18 protein-coding genes are annotated in these 19,972 nt (G+C 72.0%); 3 read left to right on the top strand and 15 right to left on the bottom strand.

Translation table 11 applies throughout. The features are described from left to right. Nucleotides 1-15: 15 nt before the first annotated feature. From ACK99Q_RS06430 to ACK99Q_RS06395, 8 genes are all read right to left on the bottom strand, one after another. Nucleotides 16-2,406, bottom strand: a complete 2,391-nt coding sequence (locus ACK99Q_RS06430) for an NADH-quinone oxidoreductase subunit G (protein ID WP_410185359.1) — start codon at nt 2,404-2,406, stop codon at nt 16-18. After that, nucleotides 2,403-3,713, bottom strand: coding sequence for an NADH-quinone oxidoreductase subunit NuoF (gene nuoF, locus ACK99Q_RS06425; RefSeq protein ID WP_410185358.1), 1,311 nt, complete (start codon nt 3,711-3,713; stop codon nt 2,403-2,405). Before nuoF ends, ACK99Q_RS06430 begins: the two co-directional genes overlap by 4 nt. Continuing rightward, nucleotides 3,710-4,519 carry an NADH-quinone oxidoreductase subunit NuoE gene (gene nuoE, locus ACK99Q_RS06420; RefSeq protein ID WP_410185357.1) on the bottom strand — a complete coding sequence of 270 codons (810 nt, stop codon included), beginning with the start codon at nt 4,517-4,519 and terminating at the stop codon, nt 3,710-3,712. Before nuoE ends, nuoF begins: the two co-directional genes overlap by 4 nt. Beyond that, on the bottom strand, nt 4,516-5,853 hold the full coding sequence (locus tag ACK99Q_RS06415; RefSeq protein ID WP_269303795.1) for an NADH-quinone oxidoreductase subunit D: 1,338 nt from the start codon (nt 5,851-5,853) through the stop codon (nt 4,516-4,518). Before ACK99Q_RS06415 ends, nuoE begins: the two co-directional genes overlap by 4 nt. Then, a complete protein-coding gene (locus ACK99Q_RS06410; RefSeq protein WP_410185356.1) occupies nt 5,853-6,566 on the bottom strand; it encodes an NADH-quinone oxidoreductase subunit C in 714 nt (237 codons plus the stop codon). The genes ACK99Q_RS06415 and ACK99Q_RS06410 overlap by 1 nt, the downstream gene beginning before the upstream one ends. Continuing rightward, on the bottom strand, nt 6,563-7,117 hold the full coding sequence (locus ACK99Q_RS06405; protein WP_410185355.1) for a NuoB/complex I 20 kDa subunit family protein: 555 nt from the start codon (nt 7,115-7,117) through the stop codon (nt 6,563-6,565). The genes ACK99Q_RS06410 and ACK99Q_RS06405 overlap by 4 nt, the downstream gene beginning before the upstream one ends. After that, entirely contained in the window at nt 7,117-7,476 is a 360-nt protein-coding gene (locus ACK99Q_RS06400; protein ID WP_179422640.1) for an NADH-quinone oxidoreductase subunit A, read from the bottom strand. Before ACK99Q_RS06400 ends, ACK99Q_RS06405 begins: the two co-directional genes overlap by 1 nt. Before the next feature lie 142 nt (nt 7,477-7,618). Then, on the bottom strand, nt 7,619-8,311 hold the full coding sequence (locus tag ACK99Q_RS06395) for a demethylmenaquinone methyltransferase (RefSeq protein WP_410185354.1): 693 nt from the start codon (nt 8,309-8,311) through the stop codon (nt 7,619-7,621). A gap of 158 nt (nt 8,312-8,469) precedes the next feature. On the opposite strand from ACK99Q_RS06395, the gene ACK99Q_RS06390 reads away from it, so the two are divergent. Then, nucleotides 8,470-9,717 carry an isochorismate synthase MenF gene (locus ACK99Q_RS06390; protein ID WP_410185353.1) on the top strand — a complete coding sequence of 416 codons (1,248 nt, stop codon included), beginning with the start codon at nt 8,470-8,472 and terminating at the stop codon, nt 9,715-9,717. Between the two features lie 4 nt (nt 9,718-9,721). On the opposite strand, the gene ACK99Q_RS06385 is transcribed toward ACK99Q_RS06390, so the two are convergent. Both ACK99Q_RS06385 and ACK99Q_RS06380 read right to left on the bottom strand, forming a co-directional pair. After that, entirely contained in the window at nt 9,722-10,102 is a 381-nt protein-coding gene (locus tag ACK99Q_RS06385) for a DUF3037 domain-containing protein (RefSeq protein WP_410185352.1), read from the bottom strand. Then, nucleotides 10,099-10,860, bottom strand: a complete 762-nt coding sequence (locus ACK99Q_RS06380) for a HipA family kinase (protein ID WP_410185351.1) — start codon at nt 10,858-10,860, stop codon at nt 10,099-10,101. The genes ACK99Q_RS06385 and ACK99Q_RS06380 overlap by 4 nt, the downstream gene beginning before the upstream one ends. Nucleotides 10,861-10,953: 93 nt before the next feature. Here ACK99Q_RS06380 and ACK99Q_RS06375 point away from each other — a divergent pair, with 93 nt between their 5' ends. Next, on the top strand, nt 10,954-12,123 hold the full coding sequence (locus ACK99Q_RS06375) for a winged helix DNA-binding domain-containing protein (RefSeq protein ID WP_410185350.1): 1,170 nt from the start codon (nt 10,954-10,956) through the stop codon (nt 12,121-12,123). Here ACK99Q_RS06375 and ACK99Q_RS06370 read toward each other — a convergent pair. After that, nucleotides 12,112-12,888 (bottom strand): SGNH/GDSL hydrolase family protein, encoded by a 777-nt coding sequence (locus tag ACK99Q_RS06370; RefSeq protein ID WP_410185349.1) that lies wholly within the window; start codon nt 12,886-12,888, stop codon nt 12,112-12,114. The two genes, ACK99Q_RS06375 and ACK99Q_RS06370, sit on opposite strands and share 12 nt — an antisense overlap. An 89-nt stretch (nt 12,889-12,977) precedes the next feature. Between ACK99Q_RS06370 and ACK99Q_RS06365 the strand changes: the two genes are divergently transcribed. Then, nucleotides 12,978-14,198 (top strand): hypothetical protein, encoded by a 1,221-nt coding sequence (locus ACK99Q_RS06365; RefSeq protein ID WP_410185348.1) that lies wholly within the window; start codon nt 12,978-12,980, stop codon nt 14,196-14,198. Nucleotides 14,199-14,257: 59 nt separating this feature from the next. On the opposite strand, the gene ACK99Q_RS06360 is transcribed toward ACK99Q_RS06365, so the two are convergent. From ACK99Q_RS06360 to ACK99Q_RS06345, 4 genes are read right to left on the bottom strand one after another with little or no spacing between them, the layout of a single operon-like run. Beyond that, a complete protein-coding gene (locus ACK99Q_RS06360; RefSeq protein ID WP_410185347.1) occupies nt 14,258-15,787 on the bottom strand; it encodes an aldehyde dehydrogenase family protein in 1,530 nt (509 codons plus the stop codon). Between the two features lies 1 nt (nt 15,788). Then, nucleotides 15,789-17,369, bottom strand: coding sequence for a GMC family oxidoreductase (locus ACK99Q_RS06355; protein ID WP_410185346.1), 1,581 nt, complete (start codon nt 17,367-17,369; stop codon nt 15,789-15,791). Between the two features lie 45 nt (nt 17,370-17,414). Beyond that, nucleotides 17,415-18,956 carry a 2-succinyl-5-enolpyruvyl-6-hydroxy-3-cyclohexene-1-carboxylate synthase gene (gene menD / locus ACK99Q_RS06350; RefSeq protein WP_410185345.1) on the bottom strand — a complete coding sequence of 514 codons (1,542 nt, stop codon included), beginning with the start codon at nt 18,954-18,956 and terminating at the stop codon, nt 17,415-17,417. Next, entirely contained in the window at nt 18,953-19,963 is a 1,011-nt protein-coding gene (locus tag ACK99Q_RS06345) for an o-succinylbenzoate synthase (protein ID WP_410185344.1), read from the bottom strand. Before ACK99Q_RS06345 ends, menD begins: the two co-directional genes overlap by 4 nt. Nucleotides 19,964-19,972 lie beyond the last annotated feature (9 nt).

Here is a 19,972-nt window from a genome sequence, read left to right as displayed (position 1 = left end):
CTCGCTGGCGCTCGCTCATGCGGTGCCTCCCGAGAGGACGACGCGGGCGCCGTGCCCGGCTCCGAGGGCGGCGCCGAGGTGGACGCCGGAGTTCGTGGGCGCCCAGACGACGCCGTCGGGCATGAACGCGGCCTCCGCGACGAACGAGGCCGAGCCGGAGGGCCCGGTGAGCGTGGCCTCGGTGCCCGGGGCGACGCCGGCCGCGAGCAGCGTGGCCTCGCTGGCCCGCAGCACGGGGACGCGTGCGGTCTGGCGATAGTGGTCGGCGCCGTCCTGGAGGCGGCCGTCGTCGACGAGCTGCTTCCAGGTGTCGAGCACGACCTTCTGCGCCGTGGACTTGGCGGCGGCCTGCTTGCGGGCGCGGAAGGCGGCGCGCTTGCCGTCCCACGGCCCGAGCTCGTGCCACTCGGCGGCGGCCTCCTCGACCGTGCGGATGCCGATCGGGCGACCCAGCTCCTCGGCGATGCCGGCGAGCACGCGCACGTCGGGCAGGGCCGGCGACTCGAACAGGACCTTCGCGAAGGGCCGCGGACGACCCTCCCAGTTCACGAACGTGCCGGCCTTCTCGACCGGCGGCGCGACGGGCAGGACCACGTCGGCCAGCGCCGTGACCGCGGACTCGCGGACCTCGAGGCTGACGACGAAGTCGACGACCCGCAGCGCCTCGCGGGCCGCTCCGGGATCGGCGAGGTCGTCGAGGTCGACGCCACCCACGACGAGCGCGCCGAGCTCACCGGCGGCCGCGGCCGCGATGATCGCGTCGGTGTCGAGGCCGGCCTCGTCGGGCAGGCTCGGGACGCCCCAGTCGGCGGCGACGTCGGCACGCGCCTCGGCCGAGGCGACGGGACGACCGCCGGGCAGCAGAGTGGGCAGGCAGCCGGCGTCGAGCGCCGAGCGGTCGCCCGCGCGACGCGGGACCCAGGCCCAGCGGGCGCCGGTCTCGGTGGCCTTCGCGGCGACGGCGGAGAGGCCGCCGGGGACCGTGGCGAGGCGCTCGCCCGCGAGGATGACGGCGCCCGGCTCGAGGGCCAGCTCGGCCAGCGCCGCGGGCTCCTGGCCGGGGATCGTCGGGACGAGCGTGCCGCTCATCTTCGACAGGCCGCGCGTGGTGTGCGTGCCGAGGGCGACGACCTTCACGCCCTTGCGGCTGGCCTTGCGCAGGCGCAGGAACAGCGCGCCGGCCTCGTCCTCGGGCTCGAGGCCCACCAGCACGACCGTGGACGCCTTCTCGAGGTCGGCGAAGCGCACGCTCGCCGGCGTGCCGGCGACCTTGGCGGCGAGGAACTCGGTCTCCTCCTTGGCGGTCGCCCGCGTGCGGAAGTCGATGTTGTTCGTGCCGAGCGCGACGCGCGCGAACTTGGCGTACGCGTACGCGTCCTCAACCGTGAGGCGGCCACCCGTCAGGACGGCCTTGCCGGCCGCGGCGGCCAGACCGCGCGCCGCCACGGCGAGGGCGCCGGGCCACGACGTGGGCTCGAGCTCGCCGGTCTCGGGGTTGCGCACCAGCGGCGTGGTGAGCCGGTCGGCCTGGCGCGACCAGGTGAACGCGAAGCGGTCCTTGTCGGTGATCCACTCCTCGTTGACCTCGGGGTCGTCGCCGGCGAGGCGGCGCATGACCTTGCCACGGCGGTGGTCGACGCGGATGGCCGAGCCGCACGCGTCGTGCTCGGCGACCGACGGGACGCTGATGAGGTCGAACGGGCGCGAGCGGAAGCGGTAGTCGGCGCTCGTGAGCGCGCCCACGGGGCAGATCTGGATCGTGTTGCCGCTGAAGTACGAGCCGAACGGCACGTCCTCGGCGATGCCGATCTGCTGCTGGGCGCCACGCTCGAGCAAGGCGATGAACGGGTCACCGGCGATCTCGGACTGGAAGCGCGTGCAGCGCTGGCAGAGCACGCAGCGCTCACGGTCGAGCAGGACGTTGCTCGACAGCGGCAGGGGCTTCGGGAACAGGCGCTTGGTCTCGATGAACCGCGACTCCGAGGCGCCGTGCGACAGCGACTGGTTCTGCAGGGGGCACTCGCCGCCCTTGTCGCAGACGGGGCAGTCGAGCGGGTGGTTCGCCAGCAGGAACTCGAGGATGCCCTCCTGGGCCTTCTCGGCGACCGGCGAGGTGACCTGCGTGCGCACGACCATGCCGGGCGCGACCTCGAGCGTGCACGAGGCCTGCGGCTTCGGCATCGGGCGGCCGTTGCCGGCGTCGGGCACCTCGACGAGGCACTGGCGGCAGGCGCCGACGGGCGCGAGCAGCGGGTGGTCGCAGAACCGCGGGATCTCGGTGCCGATGAGCTCGGCCGCGCGGATCACCAGCGTGCCCTTCGGCACGCTGACCTCGACGTCGTCGATCGACAGCGTGACCAGGTCGACGGGCGTCGTGTCGGTCGGGTTCGGCTCGGTGACGGTCATCGGACGGCCTCCTTCGCGAACAGGGTCGAGGCGGCGGGCGGGAACAGCTCGCGGCTCGGCGTGGTCATGCCGGCCTCGAACTCCTCGCGGAAGTACTGGATCGCCGAGGTGATCGGGCTCGTGGCGCCGTCGCCGAGGGCGCAGAAGGCGCGGCCCAGGATGTTGTCGCACAGGTCGAGCAGCAGCTCGATGTCGCCCGACTGGCCCTTGCCCTCGTCGATGCGGCGCAGGGTCTGTACGAGCCACCACGTGCCCTCGCGGCACGGGGTGCACTTGCCGCACGACTCGTGCTTGTAGAACTCGGTCCAGCGCAGGACGCAGCGCACGACGGACGTGGTCTGGTCGAAGATCTGCAGCGCGCGGGTGCCCAGCATCGAGCCGGCCGCACCGACGCCCTCGAAGTCGAGCGGCACGTCGAGGTGCTCGGCGGTCAGCAGCGGCGTGGACGATCCGCCGGGGGTCCAGAACTTCAGCTCCGAGCCCGGGCGCATGCCGCCGCCGAGCTCGAGCAGCTCGCGCAGCGTGATGCCCAGCGGGGCCTCGTACTGGCCCGGCTTCGCGACGTGCCCCGAGAGGCTGAAGATGCCGTGACCCTTGGACTTCTCGGTGCCCATCGAGGCGAACCAGTCGGCGCCGCCGGCGATGATGCCCGGCACCGAGGCGACGGACTCGACGTTGTTGACCACGGTGGGCGAGGCGTAGAGGCCCGCCACCGCGGGGAACGGCGGGCGCAGGCGGGGCTGGCCGCGGCGTCCCTCGAGCGAGTCGAGCAGCGCCGTCTCCTCGCCGCAGATGTAGGCGCCGGCGCCGGCGTGGACGATGAGGTCGAGGTCGTAGCCGCTGCCGTGGATGTCGCGGCCCAGGTGGCCGGCCTCGTAGGCCTCGCGCACCGCGGCGCGCAGGCGGCGGATCACGTGCAGCACCTCGCCGCGCACGTAGATGAACGCGGTGTGGGCGCGGATCGCGCGCGAGGCGATGATGACGCCCTCCACGAGCACGTGGGGGTTGGCCATCATGAGCGGGATGTCCTTGCAGGTGCCCGGCTCGGACTCGTCGGCGTTGACCACGAGGTACTTCGGGTTGGGGTTGTCCTGCGGGATGAAGCCCCACTTCATGCCGGTGGGGAAGCCGGCGCCGCCGCGACCGCGCAGACCGGCGTCCTTGACCTCCTCGATGATGGCGTCGGGGTCCATCGTGAGGGCCTTCTCGAGGCCGCGGTAGCCGCCGCGCTGCGTGTAGGCGTCGAGCGTCCAGGCGCGGTCGTCGGCCCAGTTGGCGGTGAGGACCGGGGTCAGCACGTCGGTCATTCGGTGTCCTCGCTCTCCTGCAGGTCGGCGCCACCCTCGACGTCGGTGTCCGTCTGGTCGGCCACGGTCTCGGACTCGGCGCGGCTCGTGTCGGCCTCGGCGACCGCCTCGGTGGGCGACTCGGGCGCGGCCTCGGAGCCGGACGCGTCCAGCGGCGGGGCGGCCCAGCCGCGCTGCTCGGCGATCTCAAGGCCCGCGAGCGACGCCCCCGCCGCGGCGGGACCCTCGTCGACCAGCCCGTCCTCGAAGCCGCCGATGACCCGCTCGGCCTCGCGCCAGGACGTGATCGTGGCACCGCGCGTGGACTGCACGGTCTCGCCGGCGCGGAGCCGGTCGACGACGTCGATCGCGGAGTCGGGGGTCTGGTTGTCGAAGAACTCCCAATTGACCATCATCACCGGGGCGAAGTCGCAGGCCGCGTTGCACTCGACGCGCTCGAGCGTGACCTGTCCGTCCTCGGTGGTCTCGTCGTTGCCGACGTCGAGGTGGCCGCACAGGCGCTCGAAGATCTCGTCGCCGCCCATGACGGCGCACAGCGTGTTCGTGCAGACGCCGACGTGGTGCGTGCCCATCGGGCGGCGCTTGTACATCGTGTAGAAGGTCGCGACGGCGCTGACCTCGGCCTCGGTGAGGCCCAGGATCTGCCCGCACGCCTCGATGCCCTCGGCGGTCACGCGGCCCTGCACCGACTGCACGATGTGCAGCATCGGCAGCAGCGCGCTGCGTGACTGCGGGTAGCGCGCCGCCAGCTCGCGGAGCTCGGCCAGCGTGGTCTCGCTCAGCGTCTCGGAGATCTGCTCGGTCACCGGTCAACGCCTCCCATCACGGGGTCGATCGAGGCGACCGCGACGATGACGTCGGAGAGCATGCCGCCCTCGCTCATCGCCGAGACGCCCTGCAGGTTCACGAACGACGGCTCGCGGAAGTGGACCCGGAACGGCCGGGTGCCTCCGTCGGACACCGCGTGGCACGCGATCTCGCCCTTCGGGGACTCGATCGGGAAGTAGGCCTGCCCGGCCGGCACCCGGAAGCCCTCGGTGACGAGCTTGAAGTGGTGGATCAGCGCCTCCATGGACTCGCCCATGATGTGCTGGATGTGCTGAGGCGAGTTGCCCTGGCCGTCGGCGCCCACCGACAGCTGAGACGGCCACGCGATCTTGCGGTCGGCGACCATGACGGGCTGGCCCTCGGTGCCGGCGAGGCGGTCGATGCACTGCTCGACGATCCGCAGCGACTCCCACATCTCCTGCTGGCGGATCATGAACCGGCCGTAGGCGTCGGGCTCGTCGCGGGTGACGACGTCGAACTCGTAGGTGTCGTAGCCCCAGTAGGGCTGCGTGCGGCGCAGGTCCCAGTCCATGCCGGTGGAGCGCAGGATCGGGCCGGTGATGCCGAGCGCGAGCACGCCCGCGAGGTCGAGGCGGCCGACCTTCTGGAGGCGGCCCTTGAAGATCGGGTTGGCGTTGCACAGCGCCGCGTACTCGGGCAGGCGCTTCTTCAGCAGGGCGACGAGGTCGCGCAGGTGCTGGATCGAGCCGTCGGGCAGGTCCTGGGCCACGCCGCCGGGGCGGAAGTACGCGTGATTCATGCGCAGGCCCGTGATCAGCTCGAACGCCTTGAGGATCTCCTCGCGGTCGCGGAAGCCGCACGTCATGACGGTGAGGGCGCCGATCTCCATGCCGCCCGTGGCGATCGCGACGAGGTGGCTGGAGATGCGGTTGAGCTCGAGCATGAGCACCCGGATGACGGTGGCGCGCTCGGGGATCTGGTCCTCGATGTCGAGCAGCCGCTCGACCGCGCCGACGTACGCGGCCTCGGTGGAGAACGGCGCGACGTAGTCCATGCGGGTGCAGAAGGTCACGCCCTGGGTCCAGGTGCGGAACTCCATGTTCTTCTCGATGCCGGTGTGCAGGTAGCCGATGCCGGCGCGGGCGTCGCGGACCTGCTCGCCGTCGATCTCGAGGATGAGGCGCAGCACGCCGTGCGTGGACGGGTGCTGCGGACCCATGTTGATGACGAGGCGGTCGCCCTCCAGGGCGTCGGCCTCGATCGTGTCCCAGTCGCCGCCGGTGACGTTGAAGACGGGGCCGGAGGTGGACTCGGACGTGCCCGCGTACGGGTCGGTGGTGGTCTCGGTCATCAGCTGTACGACCTCCTGTTGTCCGGGGCGGGGATGAACCCGCCCTTGAACTCGACGTCGATGCCGCCCAGCGGGTAGTCCTTCCGCTGGGGGTGGCCGGGCCAGTCGTCCGGCATGAGGATCCGGGTCAGGTGCGGGTGACCGTCGAAGACGATCCCGAACATGTCCCACACCTCGCGCTCGTGCCAGTCGGCCGTGGGGTAGACCGCGACGACGCTGGGGACCGTGGGGTCCTCCTCGGGCGCGGTGACCTCGAGCCGGATCCGGCGGTTGTGGGTCATCGAGAGCAGGTGGTAGACCGCGTGCAGCTCGCGCCCGGTGTCGCCCGGGTAGTGCACGCCGCTGACGCCGCTGAACAGCTCGAAGCGCAGGCCCGCGTCGTCGCGCAGGTGCCAGGCGGCCTGGAGCAGCGACTCGCGACGGATGAAGAACGTGATCTCGCCGCGGTGGACGACGACCTTCTCGATCGCGTCGTGCAGGCCCTCGCCCGAGGCGAGCCGCTCGGCGACCTCGTCGAACCAGCCGCCGTAGGGCGGCTGCGAGGCGCCGGGCATGACCACGGGCCGGCGCAGTCCGCCGAAGCCGCTGGTGTCGCCGGTGCCGTGGACGCCGAAGGCGCCCTCACGGACCTCGATGACCTCGAGCTCGGTGGCGTCGCTCTTCTGCAGCTCGGCCCTGATCTCGTGCGAGGCGTCCTGCGTCTCATCGCTCATCGGAGGAGTCCCGCCTGTGCGGAGGTGGGCAGGGCGGCCAGTGCGGCGGCCTCCTGCTCGCGGATCTCGGCGTTGCGGTCGGCGCCCAGCTGCGTGTGCTGGATCGAGTCGCGCAGCTTGAAGATCGCGTCGATGAGCATCTCGGGACGCGGCGGGCAGCCGGGCAGGTACATGTCGACCGGGACGACGTGGTCGACGCCCTGGACGATCGCGTAGTTGTTGAACATGCCGCCCGAGCTGGCGCAGACGCCCATCGCGAGCACCCACTTGGGGCCGGGCATCTGGTCGTAGATCTGGCGCAGGACGGGAGCCATCTTCTGGCTCACGCGACCCGCGACGATCATGAGGTCGGCCTGGCGCGGCGACGGCCGGAAGACCTCCATGCCGAAGCGGCCGGAGTCGTAGCGCGGCGCGCCGAACGTCATCATCTCGATGGCGCAGCAGGCCAGGCCGAACGTGGCCGGCCAGAACGACGCCTTGCGGAAGTAGCCGGCGAGGCCCTCGACGGTCGAGAGCAGCACGCCACTGGGGAGTTTTTCCTCGAGGCCCATCAGGTCCAGTCCATTCCCCCGCGACGCCACTCATAGACGTACGCGATCGTGATGTTGAGCAGGAAGAGCATGACGGCGAAGAACGCGAACCAGCTCAGCTCGTCGAAGGCGACGGCGAACGGGTAGAGGAACACGATCTCGATGTCGAAGACGATGAACATCATCGCCGTGAAGAAGTACTTGATGGAGACCTTGCCGCCGCCCTCGGGCAGCGGGCTCGGCTCGATGCCGGACTCGTAGCGATCCATCTTGGCCCGGTTGTACCGGGCCGGGCCGGTGAACGGCGCGATGCCGACGCTGAACAGCGCGAACGCGAACGCGATGCCACCCAGCACCAAGATCGGGATGTACTCGTTCACGGCACCTCCAGTCACCCTCGGACGAACCTTGTGAAGATCTTCACAGGCTCCGTGGTCCTCACTCTAGTAACACCGGGGGGCACGATGTGAGTTAGGTAACACTTAGGCGGCGTGGCGTCCGTCACGCGGACACGGAGAGGGATCAGGCGGGGCGCTCGGCGCGGTGCACCGCGACGATGCCGCCCGAGAGGTTCTCCCACGTGACGGGGCCCCATCCGGCCTCGGTCATCCGCACCGCGAGGCCGCGCTGGTCGGGCCACGAGCGGATCGACTCGGCGAGATAGACGTAGGACTCCGGGTTCGAGGAGACGCGTCGCGCGATCGGCGGCAGCGCCCGCATGAGGTAGTTGGAGTAGAGCGCCTCGAAGGGCTTCCACGTGGGGGTGGAGAACTCGCACACGACGATGCGGCCGCCGGGGCGCGTGACGCGGAGCAGCTCACGCAGGCCCTGGAGCGGGTCGTGGATGTTGCGCAGGCCGAAGGAGATCGTCACGGCGTCGAACACACCGTCGGCGAAGGGCAGCGCCATGCCGTCGCCCGCGGTGAAGTCGAGGCCCGGGAACTGCTGCTTGCCGACCTCGAGCATGCCGATCGAGAAGTCGCACGGCACGACGTGAGCGCCCGCCTCGGCGAACGGGGCGCTGGAGGTGCCGGTGCCGGCGGCGAGGTCGAGGATGCGCTCGCCGCGCTGGGGATCGACGGTGGCGACGACCTTCTTGCGCCAGCGACGGTCCTGGCCGAGGGAGAGGACGTCGTTCGTGAGGTCGTACCGCGCCGCCACCGTGTCGAACATGCGCGCGACGTCGCGAGGATCCTTGTCCAGCCCTGCTCTCATGGCGCCACCTTCTCACGGCCGACCTCGCCCGTCGCGCGCGTGGGGCGCCGACGAAGCGCTGGGCGTGACGTTTGCGGGCCGAATCGCCGCCCACGGCCCCGCGAACGTCACGCCCAGCGCTGCGCGCGCCTCATCGCGCCGCGAGTAGGGTGGAGCGGGTGAGCACGCTGGCGACCGACGGACGGCCCGAGCCGCTCGTCGTACGGTCCCGCGAGATCGAGGACCCCGGCGCGCTGCTGGCCCTGCTGCCTCCCACCCCCGACGCCCTGGCCTGGGTGCACGGCGGCGACGGCATCGTCGGCTGGGGCCGCGCGGCCTCCTACTCCCCCGACGGGGACGACCGCTTCGACGCCGCCGACGACTGGTGGGCCGAGGTCGTCGCCGCCTCCGTCGTGCGCGACGAGGTCGAGCTGCCCGGCAGCGGACTGGTCGCGTTCGGCAGCTTCACGTTCGCCGACGGACCCGGGTCGGTCCTCACGGTGCCCGAGGTCGTCGTGGGCCGCCGCGACGGCCGCTGCTGGGTCACCACGATCGGCCTCTCGCTGGGCCCGTCCCCCGAGCTCTCCACGACCACGCCCGCCGATCCCGCCGGCACCCTGTTCGCCGACGAGCCAGGCCGACGCGACGACTGGGCGGCCACGGTCGAGGCCGCCGTCCGGCGCATCCAGTCGGGCGAGCTCGACAAGGTCGTCCTGGCCCGCTCGGTCGACGCCGCCTTCGAGGAGCCGCTCGACGTCCGGTCGCCGCTGGCCCGCCTCGCCTCGGCCTACCCCAGCTGCTGGACCTTCCACGTCGACGGCTTCTTCGGCTCCACGCCCGAGATGCTCGTGCGCCTGCAGGGCGGCCTCGTCACGTCGCGCGTCCTCGCCGGCACGATCCGCCGCACGGGCGACGACGCCCGCGACCTCTCGCTCGCGGCCTCGCTCGCCCGCTCCAGCAAGGACCTCGAGGAGCACGAGTACGCGGTCCGCTCCGTCGCCGACGCGCTGGCCCCGCACTGCACCGGCATGAACGTGCCCGAGTCGCCGTTCGTGCTGCACCTGCCCAACGTCATGCACCTGGCCACCGACGTCACAGGCGTGCTGCGCGACGACGCGGGCGTGCTGGCGCTCGTCGCCTCGCTGCACCCGTCGGCCGCGGTGGGAGGCACGCCCACCGCCGACGCCGTCCGCGTCATCGCCGAGATCGAGCGGCTCGACCGCGGCCGCTACGCCGGCCCGGTGGGCTGGATCGGTGCGTCGGGCGACGGCGAGTGGGGCATCGGCCTGCGCTCGGCGCAGGTGGCGCCCGACGGCCGCGGCGCGCGGCTGTTCGCCGGCTGCGGCATCGTGGCCGACTCCTCCCCCGCCGACGAGCTGGCCGAGGCCGACGCCAAGCTGATCCCCGTCCGCGACGCGCTGGCCTGACGGGTCAGCCGACCAGCTGCGACCTCAGCCGGGACAGCTCGGCCGCGGGGTCCTCGGTGACGCCGCCGTGCACGGGTCCGGGCTGGACGACCGTGGACTTCGGCGCCTTGAGGAAGCCGAACCGCTGCCCCAGCGGATGGCCCGAGGCCTCGCCACCGCGCGCGTCGCCCGCGCAGACGCCGCTCACGAACTCCAGGGCGGCGCAGACGCGATCCAGGTCCAGGCCTGGCGCGAACGCGGCGAGCCGCTGCCGGTCCACCCCCCACTCCACGGCCAGGAGCTCGGCCTCCTGGCAGTAGAGGACGACGCCGACGTTCACGAACTCCTCCCGCTCGGGTCGTGGCACGCAGCGCAGGACGACGTACTGGTAGGCGTAGGTGCTCATGCGTCCACCTCCGGGAGCCAAACGGTGCTGTCGAGCCGCGCGGCGAGGAACTCGACGTACGCCTCGCGGAGCGCCTGGGGCGTGGTGTCGGGGGTCGTGGTCAGCCACTCGTCGGGGACCTCGGCCACGACCTCCTCGAAGACCTCGCGCGAGAGGAGACGTCGGGCCCGGGCGTCGGCCTGCGCCACCTCGGCGAGGTGCGGGCGCAGCACGTGATCGGAGGCGTCCCAGGGCTGCGCGGCGAAGCGGGCCGGGTCGGTGACTCCACGGCTCCAGGCGTGGTGGAAGTAGAGCGAGGCGCCGTGGTCGATGACCCAGACGTCGCCGTGCCACACCAGCAGGTTGGGATTGCGCCAGCTGCGGTCGACGTTCGCGCAGAAGGCGTCGAGCCACAGGATCATGCCGTGGTCGGTGTCCCGGGCATCGATGTCGCCGTCGAACCCGAAGGAGCCCGGGAGGAAGTCGACGCCGAGGTTGAGGCCGATGCTGGCGTTCAGCAGGTCCTGCACCTCCTCGTCCGCCTCGTAGCGGGCGATGGCCCGGTCGAGCTCGAGCGCGACGAGGCGCGGCGTGCGCAGCCCCAGCCTCGTGGCCAGTCCGCTCACGATGACCTCGGCGACGAGCACCCGGACGCCCTGACCGGCTCCGGAGAACTTGCAGACATACGTCCCGAGGTCGTCGCCCTCGACGACCCCGGGCAGGCTGCCGCCCTCACGCAGGGGCGTGACGTACCTGACCACTCCCACCCGCGAGATCACTCGCGCTCCTTCGACTCGTCGACCATGGCCCCATCATGGCCGACGTCCACCACGGGACTCATCCCCGTCGGTGCGAGCCGCTAGCGTCGGCCCATGCGGATGGACGAGGCCGAGCGGCGCCGCCGACTCGGGGTCAGGCACGCGCTCGCGGCACCGATCGACTCCCCCGAGGACGTGACCGCTGCGGTCGCCGCGCTGCACAGCACCGATCCCGCGTCGATGGTGCTGTCGGTCCTGGCGCGACTGCGCGAGCCCAGCATCGCCGAGGTCGAGCGGGCGCTCTACGAGGACCGCTCGCTCGTGCGCGTGCTGGCGATGCGCCGCACCGTCTTCGCCGTGCCCACCGCCGACTCCCCCGCCTACATCTCCTCCACGCAGCACTCGGTCGCCGGACCCGAGTACCGCAAGCTGCGCGGCATGATCGCCGACTCCGGCATCGACGAGCCCGACGACTGGCTGGCCGCGGCCCACGCCGCCGCGCTGGCGGCCTTCGAGCGTCTCGAGGTCTTCAGCAGCGCCGACCTCGCCGCCGCCGACCCGCTGCTGTCGACGCGCATCGAGATCGGCGCCGGCACGAAGTACGCCACGCAGCAGTCGATCGCCAGCCGGCTGCTCACCGTGATGTCGGCCGAGGGTCACGTCGTGCGTGCCCGGCCCGCCGGCACGTGGGCGTCCACGCAGTTCCGCTGGGCGTCGATGCGGCGCTGGCTGCCGCAGATGGGCGACCTGCCCGACGCGGCCGAGGCACGCTCACTCGTCGCCCGGCGCTGGCTCGCCCGGTTCGGCCCGGCCCGTCCCGAGGACCTGCAGTGGTGGACGGGCTGGACGAAGGGCCACACCACCGCCGCGCTCGCCACCCTCGACACGGCCGAGGTCGAGCTCGACGACGGCACCGGCCTCGTCCTCGTCGACGACCTCGACCTCACGCCCGATCCCGGCCCGTGGGTGGCCCTGCTCCCGGCGCTCGACCCCACCACGATGGGCTGGAAGCACCGCGCCTGGTACCTCGGGCAGCACGGTCCGCAGGTCTTCGACACCACGGGCAACGCCGGTCCCACCGTCTGGCAGGACGGCCGGATCGTCGGCGGCTGGGCCATCCGCGACGACGGCACGGTGGCCGTGCGGCTCCTCGCCGACGTCGGCACCGAGGCCGAGAAGGCCGTCGAGCAGGAGGCCGACGCCCTGGAGCGGCGCCTCGCGGGCACCGTGGTCAAGGCGCGCGGCCGGCGCTGGACCCCGGTGGAGAAGGAGCTACGCGGCTGACTCGCCCAGCGGGGTCAGCTCGCGGTAGCGCGGGTCGAGCCCGTCACCGCTGGACCGCCCGGTGACACGACGCTTGATCCACGGGCCGAGGTACTCCACGGCCCACTGCAGCTGGGCCTTCACGCGCTCGGCGAGCGTCATCGGGGACGGGTCGGCCAGCACGAGCGGCTCGAGGTCGTGGTCCACGCCGAGCGCGTCGAGCACGGCGATCGCCATGCGCTGGTGGCCGGCGGGCGACATGTGCATCCGGTCGGTGTCCCACAGGCGCGCGTCGCGGTAGTCGGTGAGGTTCCAGTAGTCCACGAGCGTCGCGCCGTGGCGCGCGGCGATCTCGCGCACCGCGTCGCGGTAGCGGACGAACCGGGCCCGCACGATCGCGTAGATGCGCGAGCCGCCCGGGTCGGCCGGGGTGAACATCACGACGCGCGCACCGGACTCGACGAGCCGCCCGATGACACGGTCGTACTCGGCCAGCAGCGCGTCGAGGTCGACCTTCGGCCGCATGATGTCGTTCGCACCGGCGTAGATCGTCACGAGGTCGGGGCGCAGCGCCAGGGCGGGCTCGAGCTGCTCGGCCGCGATCGGCATCAGCTTGCGTCCGCGGATCGCGAGGTTGGCGTACGAGAGGCCGCCGCCCTGCGCGCGATCGAGCGCCGCGGCGAACCGGTCGGCCCATCCCCGCACGCCGTTCGGCAGGCGCGGATCGTCGTCGCCGACGCCTTCGGTGAACGAGTCGCCCAGGGCCACGTAGCGCGCGAAAGTCACCTCCCGAGGGTACGCGCCGTCTCAAGTCCCGGACCTCGGCCTCTCCATCGCCATGGGAACGACGCTTCCCGTCCAGATTGGAGAATCCGATGACCCCCCTCGTGAAGACCACCTCCCGCGCGCTGGCGCTCGGGACCACCGGCGCCCTGGTCGCCGGACTCATCGCCGCCGCACCCGCGAGCGCCGCGGTGAACGTGGACGTACCGCCCACCAAGACCGTCAGCGGCGAGCTGTCCGGCCCCATCGGCATCGAGGACGACGCGTCAGGGAACGTGTACGTGGCGTCCCAGAACGACAACGCCGTCGTGGTGCACCGCGCGAACGCCTCGGGCGCCTCGGCGCCGCTGCGGCGGATCAGCGGAGGCGCCACGGGCCTGGCCTCGCCGCGCGACGTCGCCCTCGACGCGAACGGCTTCCTCTACGTCGTCAACCTCGCCGGGGACGTGCGCGTCTTCGCGCCGAACGCGACCGGCAACGTCGCGCCGACGAAGACCTTCGGCACGGGCGCGGGCAACGCGTGGGGCATCGACATCGCCGGCGGCGAGATCTACGTGCGCAAGACCAACGCGTACAACGTCTACTCCCCGGCCGCCACGGGCTCCCCCGCACCGACCGAGCGCGTGGTCACGGGACTCGGCCTCGGTCGGTCGATCGTCGTCTCCGGACCGCGCGTGTGGACCGCCAGCGGCACCCAGCTGCGGGCGTACTCCCGGACCGCGGACGGCGCCGCCACGCCGATCCAGGCGATCAACAACGCGCTGCCGAACACGGAGATCAACGGTCTCGACGCGGACTCGGCGGGCCGCATCCACGTCGCGACCTTCAGTCCGGCCACGGTGCGCGTCTTCGCTCCGAACGCCGACGGGAACGACACGGCGCTGAAGATCCTCGGCGGACCCGCCTCGACGCTCAACTCGTCGACGGGCCTGACGATCCTGGGCGGTGGCTCCTTCGCCGTCGCCAACTTCGGCCAGGGCCGCTACCAGGTCTTCAAGAGCCTCTTCGCCAAGCCGATCACCAAGCCCGGCAAGGTGCGGTCGCTCAAGGTCGGCGGCAAGCGCACCTCGAAAATCCGCAAGGTCGCGTGGAAGGCCCCGTCGTCCAACGGCGGCGCGAAGATCACGTCCTACCGGATCGTCGTGAAGAAGGGCGGCAAGACCCTGCTCAAGCGCAACGTCAGCGGCTCGACCCGCTCGCTGAAGATCAAGCGCTCGAAGCTGCGCAACGGCGTCAACACCGTCTACGTGCAGGCGAAGAACAGCAAGGGCCTCGGCCCCGTGGCCAAGAAGAGCTTCCGCGTGCGGAAGTGACCGGCACCTGAACGGCAGCACGCCCCGGACCTTCGAGGTCCGGGGCGTGCTGTCGCAGGTCAGCGCTTCTTCGGCAGCGTGCTGGACCCGCCGTGCAGGACCGTGAGGATCTGCTGGAAGCGGCTCTCGGTCTTCTCGTCCCGGGTGAGCGACTGCAGCATGAGGACGGGCTTCATCCGCTGCTTCGTGATGGCCTTCGGGTAGGTGAACTCGCGCAGGCCGTCGGGACCGTGGATGCGCCCGAAGCCCGAGTCGCCGACCCCGCCGAACGGCAGGCCGGGGATGGCGGCGAAGGAGATCACCGAGTTCACCGAGGTCATGCCCGACCGGATTCGCGTGGCCACGTCCATGGCGCGCTTCCTGCCGAACACCGCGCCGGCCAGGCCGTACTTCGTGGCGTTGGTCAGCTCGACGGCCTCGTCCATGTCCTTGACCGGGTTGACCACGAGCGTCGGACCGAAGGTCTCCTCGGTGACGGCGAGCGAGTCCTCGGGCACGTGCGTGATGATCGTGGGCTGCACGTACTTGTCGCCGACGGCGCCGGCACCGCCGAGGACCGCCTGGCCGCCGCGGGCGAGCGCGTCGTCGATGTGGCTGCGGATGACGTCGAGCTGCTTGGGCATCGTGGCGGGGCCGTAGACGCCGCCGTCGTCGTAGCCGGGACGGATGCCCTCGGCCTGCTTGAGCAGCTCGGCCATGAACGGGTCGAAGACCCGCTCGTGCACGTAGACGCGCTCGGTGCCGATGCAGGTCTGGCCGGCGTTCGACATGCCCGCCCAGAGCGCGGCCTCGGCGGCCGACTGCAGGTCGGCGTCCTCGTCGACGATGAGCGAGTCCTTGCCGCCGGCCTCGATGACGACGGGCGTGAGGTTCTCGGCGCAGGCCGCCATCACCTTCTTGCCGGTCGCGGCCGAGCCGGTGAACGCGATCTTGTCGACGGCGGCGGTGCACAGGTGGTTGCCGGTCTCGCCCAGGCCCGTGACGAGGTTGAGGACGGGGCGACCGTGCACGACCTCGGTGAACGTGTCCACGAGGAAGCGGCCGACGCCCGGCGTGTACTCGCTGGGCTTGAACACCACGGCGTTGCCGGCGGCGAGCGCGTAGGCGATCGAGCCCATCGGCGTGAACGTCGGGTAGTTCCAGGGGCCGATGACGCCGATGACGCCGAGCGGCTTGTACTCGACGTAGGCGGTCTGGTTGGACATCAGCAGGCCGGTGCCGACCTTGTGGCGACCGAGGACCTTGCCGGCGGACTTGGCCGCCCACGCGATGTGGTCGATCGCCAGGCCCGCCTCGAGCAGGGCGTCGCCGTGCGGCTTGCCGCCCTCGCGGTGGACCTGGTCGGAGAGCTGGCCGAGCCGGCGGGTCAGCACGCTGCGCCACTGGAGCAGGTACTCCTTGCGGCCGTCGAAGCCCAGGTCGCGCCACCAGGCGGAGGCCTCGCGCGCGGCCGCGACGGCGGCGTCGACCTCGGCCCTCCCGTCGATGGGGTGGGTGCCGACGACGTCGCCCGTGGCGGGATTCAGCGAGTCGAACGTGGGACGGGGACCCTCGGTGGTCTCCACGGAGGGCTCGATGGTGGCGGTCATGTCAGGCTCCTCGGATGAGATCGGCGACCTTCTCGCCGATCATGATGGTGGGTGCGTTGGTGTTGCCACGCGGGACGCGCGGCATGACCGAGGCGTCGGCGACCCGCAGGCCCTCGACGCCGTGGACCTTCAGCTCGGGATCGACGACGCTGCCCTCGACGGTACCCATGGCACACGTGGAGGTCGGGTGGTACAGCGTCTGGCCCAGCCGTGAGACGACGTCGAGGATCTGGTCGTCGGTGGGGTTGCGCACGGCGGGCTCCCACGGCTCGTCGAGCATCCGCGCCATCGGGCCCTGCCAGATCATGTCGAGCATCCGGCGGTAGCCGCCGAGCATCGCGTCGAGGTCGGCGCGGTCGTCGAAGTACGCCGGGTCGATCTCGGGGTGCCACGACGGGTCGGCCGAGCGGAGCCGGATCTGGCCGCGGCTCTGCACGTTGACCAGCGTGGGCGCCACCGTGACCGATCGGCGCACGGGCTCGTGCAGGCCGTTGTCGTAGAAGCCGCTGGGCGCCACGTGGATCTGGATGTCGGGCAGGTCGAGGTCGTCGCGCGACGTGTAGAACGCGCCGCCCTCGCCGATGTTGGACACCAGCGGGCCCGTCTTGGTGGCCTTCCAGCGCAGCATGTTCGCCACCGTGATCGCGTCGGCGAGGTCGGTGGTGTTGCGCGTGTAGACGAGCGTGCCGGCGACCGGGTGGTCCTGGAGGTTCTGGCCCACGCCCGGGGAGTCGACGACCACGTCGATGCCGACCTCGCGCAGGTGGGCGCCGGGACCGACGCCCGAGAGCATGAGCAGCTGGGGGCTGTTGATCGCGCCTCCGGACAGGATGACCTCGCCGTTCGCGCGGACCACGTGCTCCTGTCCGTGCTTGCGGTAGGCGACGCCGGTGGCGCGGCCGTCCTCGATGAGGATGCGGGTCACGAACGCCTCGGTGCGCACCGTGAGGTTGGGACGACCCATTGCCGGCCGGATGTAGGCGTCGGCCACCGACCAGCGCTCGCCGCGGCGGTTCGTGACCTGGTAGACGCCGGCGCCCTCCTGCGTGGCGCCGTTGAAGTCGTCGTTCTGCTTCAGGCCCGCGGCGACGGCCGACTCGACGAACGCCGAGGTCAGCTCGTGGGTGAAGCGGCGGTCCTCGACGACGAGCGGGCCCTGCGTGCCGTGGTACGGACCGGCGAGGCGCTGGTTGGCCTCGGACTTCACGAAGTACGGCAGCACGTCGTCGTAGCCCCAGCCGGTGGCGCCGTACGCGTCGCGCCACTCGTCGTAGTCGGCGGCGTTGCCGCGGATGTAGATCATCGCGTTGATCGACGAGCTGCCGCCGAGGGTCCTGCCGCGCGGCCAGTAGGCGCGTCGGCCGCCCAGGTGCTTCTGCGCGCTGGTCTCGTAGTTCCAGTCCCAGCGGGTCTTGAACAGCTGGCTGAACCCGGCCGGGATCTTGATCATCTCGTCCTCGTCGGCGGGCCCGGCCTCGAGCAGCAGGATGCGCCGGTCGCGGTCCTCGCTCAGCCTCGCGGCGATCACTCCACCGGCACTGCCCGCACCGATGATGATGTGGTCGAACGCCTCGTCGGCCATGTCTGCTCCTGCCCAGCGCAACCCAGTGTGACGCTGGCCACAAACCTAGACGGCGGCGAGACCCGAGACAACCGATTGCAGGGCACGGCGTCCGGCGCGCTGGACCTGCACCTCGAGCACCTCGATCCCGACGGGCGCGCGCGACAGGTAGGCCGCCAGCTGGCTCGCCTCGACGAGCCGGTGCTTGACGCCGTGCGCGGCGCAGAGAGCGTCGATCCTCGTGCGGGTGGGCGTGCCGAAGACGCGCTCGAACGCCTGGGAGTACTCGGGCGATCCCTGCTCGAGCGTGTGGAAGATGCCACCGCCGTCGTCGTTGAGCACGACGATCGTCAGGTCGGGGCGTGGCTCGATCGGGCCGATGAGCAGGCCGTTGGCGCCGTGGAGGAACGTGAGGTCGCCCATCAGCGCGATCGCGCGGCCGTAGCTGTTGAGCGCGGCGCCGACCGCGGTGGACACGGTGCCGTCGATGCCGGCCAGGCCGCGGTTCGCCAGGACCCGCGGGCCCGGGGCGCGCACGGGCGCCACGAGGTCGACGTCGCGGACGGTGTTGGACGAGCCGAGCACGAGCAGCCCGCGGGTGGCGGCCTTCCAGACCGCCTCGGCGACGGTGAACTGCTCGGCCTGCAGCAGGGCGCTCTGGATGCGGTCACCTGCTTGCAGCCAGCTGCGCAGCCAGGCCTCGTCGGTCACGCCGCCGCGCACGGAGATCCGGTCGGCGAACCTCACGTTGCCGCCGGGGACGCCGGGGAACGTCGACGCGTCGCCCACGTGGACGGTGGGCAGGTTGGTCTTCGTCAGCAGGTTCGTGACGGGACGCGAGAGCGTGGGGTGGCCGGCGCTCACGATGCGCTCGATCCGCTCGATCAGGCGACCGCCGAGCACGACGCGGCCGCACGCCACCGAGGTGGGCGCGCCGCGCAGCCCCGACGAGGGCTCGGCGATGATCGGCCAGCCGGCCTGCTGCGCCGCGGCGGCGAGCGTGGGGTCGGCGCCGTCGCCCGCCACGACGAGGGTGCGCGGTCCGGTCTCGAGCACCTCGGTGCGGCCCGCGACGGGCTGGCTCATCGACCACGAGTTCTGCGGGAACTTCCACGAGACGGACTCGACGAGCGGCTCGTCGAGCTCGACGTTGAGGTGCACCGGGCCGCCGCCGCGCACCGCCCCGGCCAGGCCGGTGATGCGGTCGGTGAACGTGATGCCGGGGAACATGCCGGGCTGCACGGTGGTCTGGTTCGCGCCCGTGCCGCGCAGGGCGCCGGGGCGGTCGGCGGTGACGGCCAGGACGGGCACGTTCGCGTGCAGCGCCTCGAGCAGGGCGGGGTGCAGGTTGGCGACCGCGGTGCCGGAGGTGGTGATGACGGGGGTGAGGCGGCCGGAGGCCTTGGCCAGGCCGAGCGCCAGGAAGCCGGCCTCGCGCTCGTCGACGCGGACGTGCAGCCGGATGAGGCCCTGGTCGTCGGCGGCGTGGAGCGCCAGCGCGATCGGACCCGAGCGCGAGCCGGGAGACAGCACGGCGTCGGAGACCTCCTGCGCGAGGAGGGTCGCGACGAGCCGGCGTGCCGTCTCGACGGCGCTCTCCTCGGTCACAACGACTCCCGTACGTGGTCGAGGCGGGCCTGCCAGCGCTCGTCGACCTCGGCCGGGGCGGCGACCTTGGCGTAGGCCTCCTCGTCGAGCACGGGGCGCGTGGGCCACAGGCTGCCGTCCACCGGCTCGAGCGGCTCGGCGACGACGTCGCTCGTCAGGAGGTGGGCCGTGCCGATGCCGCAGGCGTACGGCAGGTCGGGCAGGGCCGCGGCGAGCGCGACGCTGGCGGCCAGGCCGATCGAGGTCTCGACCGCGCTGGAGACGCTGATCGGCATGTCGATCTGCTCGGCGATGCGCAGGCACGCGCGGACGCCGCCGAGCGGCTGCACCTTGAGCACCGCGATGTCGGCCGCGTCGAGGTCGCGCACGCGGAACGGGTCGGCGGCGCGGCGGATCGACTCGTCGGCCGCGATCGGGACGTCCACCTTGCGGCGCACCTGCGCGAGCTCCTCGACCGTGGCGCACGGCTGCTCGACGTACTCGAGGCCGCGGGCCACGTGGTCGAGCTTCTTGATGGCCTTGATCGCGTCCTTCACGCTCCACGCGCCGTTGGCGTCGATGCGGATGAGCACGCCGGGCAGCGCGTCGCGGATGGCGGCGATGCGCTCGATGTCGTTCTCGATCGTCTCGCCGGCCTCGGCGACCTTGATCTTGATGGTCTTGCAGCCGCTCTCGACGGCCGTGCGCGCCGCGGTGGCGCCGTCGCCGACCGCCGGGACGATGCCGTTGATCGGGACGCACTCGCGGACCGGCTCGGGCCAGGGCTTGCACGCGGCCTCGACGGCGGCCTGCAGCCAGGGCAGCGAGGTGATGTGGTCGTACTCGGGGAACGGGCTGAACTCGGCCCACCCGGCCGGGCCCTCGGCGAGCATCCCCTGGCGATTCTCGAGTCCACGGAACCGCGTGCGCATGGGGATCGAATAGGTACGGAACTCCACCCACGAGAGTATCCACGGTGAGGCGCTCAGGTTCCACTGCGCCTCGAACTTCGCGACGGGCGGACCCACGTGGACCTG

The sequence above is a fragment of the Aeromicrobium sp. MLTX1 genome (genome assembly GCF_046452335.1).
Classification (GTDB): Bacteria; Actinomycetota; Actinomycetes; order Propionibacteriales; family Nocardioidaceae; genus Aeromicrobium.
The sequence above is the reverse complement of the archived record's forward strand: the minus strand, read 5'-3'. Positions and strand labels throughout refer to the sequence as shown.

What these genes read in the sequence shown, in the direction of transcription:
- ACK99Q_RS06430 (WP_410185359.1), bottom strand. Translation starts at nt 2,406, where the DNA reads ATGACCGTCACCGAGCCGAACCCGACCGACACGACGCCCGTCGACCTG.
- nuoF (WP_410185358.1), bottom strand. Translation starts at nt 3,713, where the DNA reads ATGACCGACGTGCTGACCCCGGTCCTCACCGCCAACTGGGCCGACGAC.
- ACK99Q_RS06415 (WP_269303795.1), bottom strand. Translation starts at nt 5,853, where the DNA reads ATGACCGAGACCACCACCGACCCGTACGCGGGCACGTCCGAGTCCACC.
- ACK99Q_RS06410 (WP_410185356.1), bottom strand. Translation starts at nt 6,566, where the DNA reads ATGAGCGATGAGACGCAGGACGCCTCGCACGAGATCAGGGCCGAGCTG.
- ACK99Q_RS06405 (WP_410185355.1), bottom strand. Translation starts at nt 7,117, where the DNA reads ATGGGCCTCGAGGAAAAACTCCCCAGTGGCGTGCTGCTCTCGACCGTC.
- ACK99Q_RS06395 (WP_410185354.1), bottom strand. Translation starts at nt 8,311, where the DNA reads ATGAGAGCAGGGCTGGACAAGGATCCTCGCGACGTCGCGCGCATGTTC.
- ACK99Q_RS06385 (WP_410185352.1), bottom strand. Translation starts at nt 10,102, where the DNA reads ATGAGCACCTACGCCTACCAGTACGTCGTCCTGCGCTGCGTGCCACGA.
- ACK99Q_RS06375 (WP_410185350.1), top strand. Translation starts at nt 10,954, where the DNA reads ATGCGGATGGACGAGGCCGAGCGGCGCCGCCGACTCGGGGTCAGGCAC.
- ACK99Q_RS06365 (WP_410185348.1), top strand. Translation starts at nt 12,978, where the DNA reads ATGACCCCCCTCGTGAAGACCACCTCCCGCGCGCTGGCGCTCGGGACC.
- ACK99Q_RS06360 (WP_410185347.1), bottom strand. Translation starts at nt 15,787, where the DNA reads ATGACCGCCACCATCGAGCCCTCCGTGGAGACCACCGAGGGTCCCCGT.
- ACK99Q_RS06355 (WP_410185346.1), bottom strand. Translation starts at nt 17,369, where the DNA reads ATGGCCGACGAGGCGTTCGACCACATCATCATCGGTGCGGGCAGTGCC.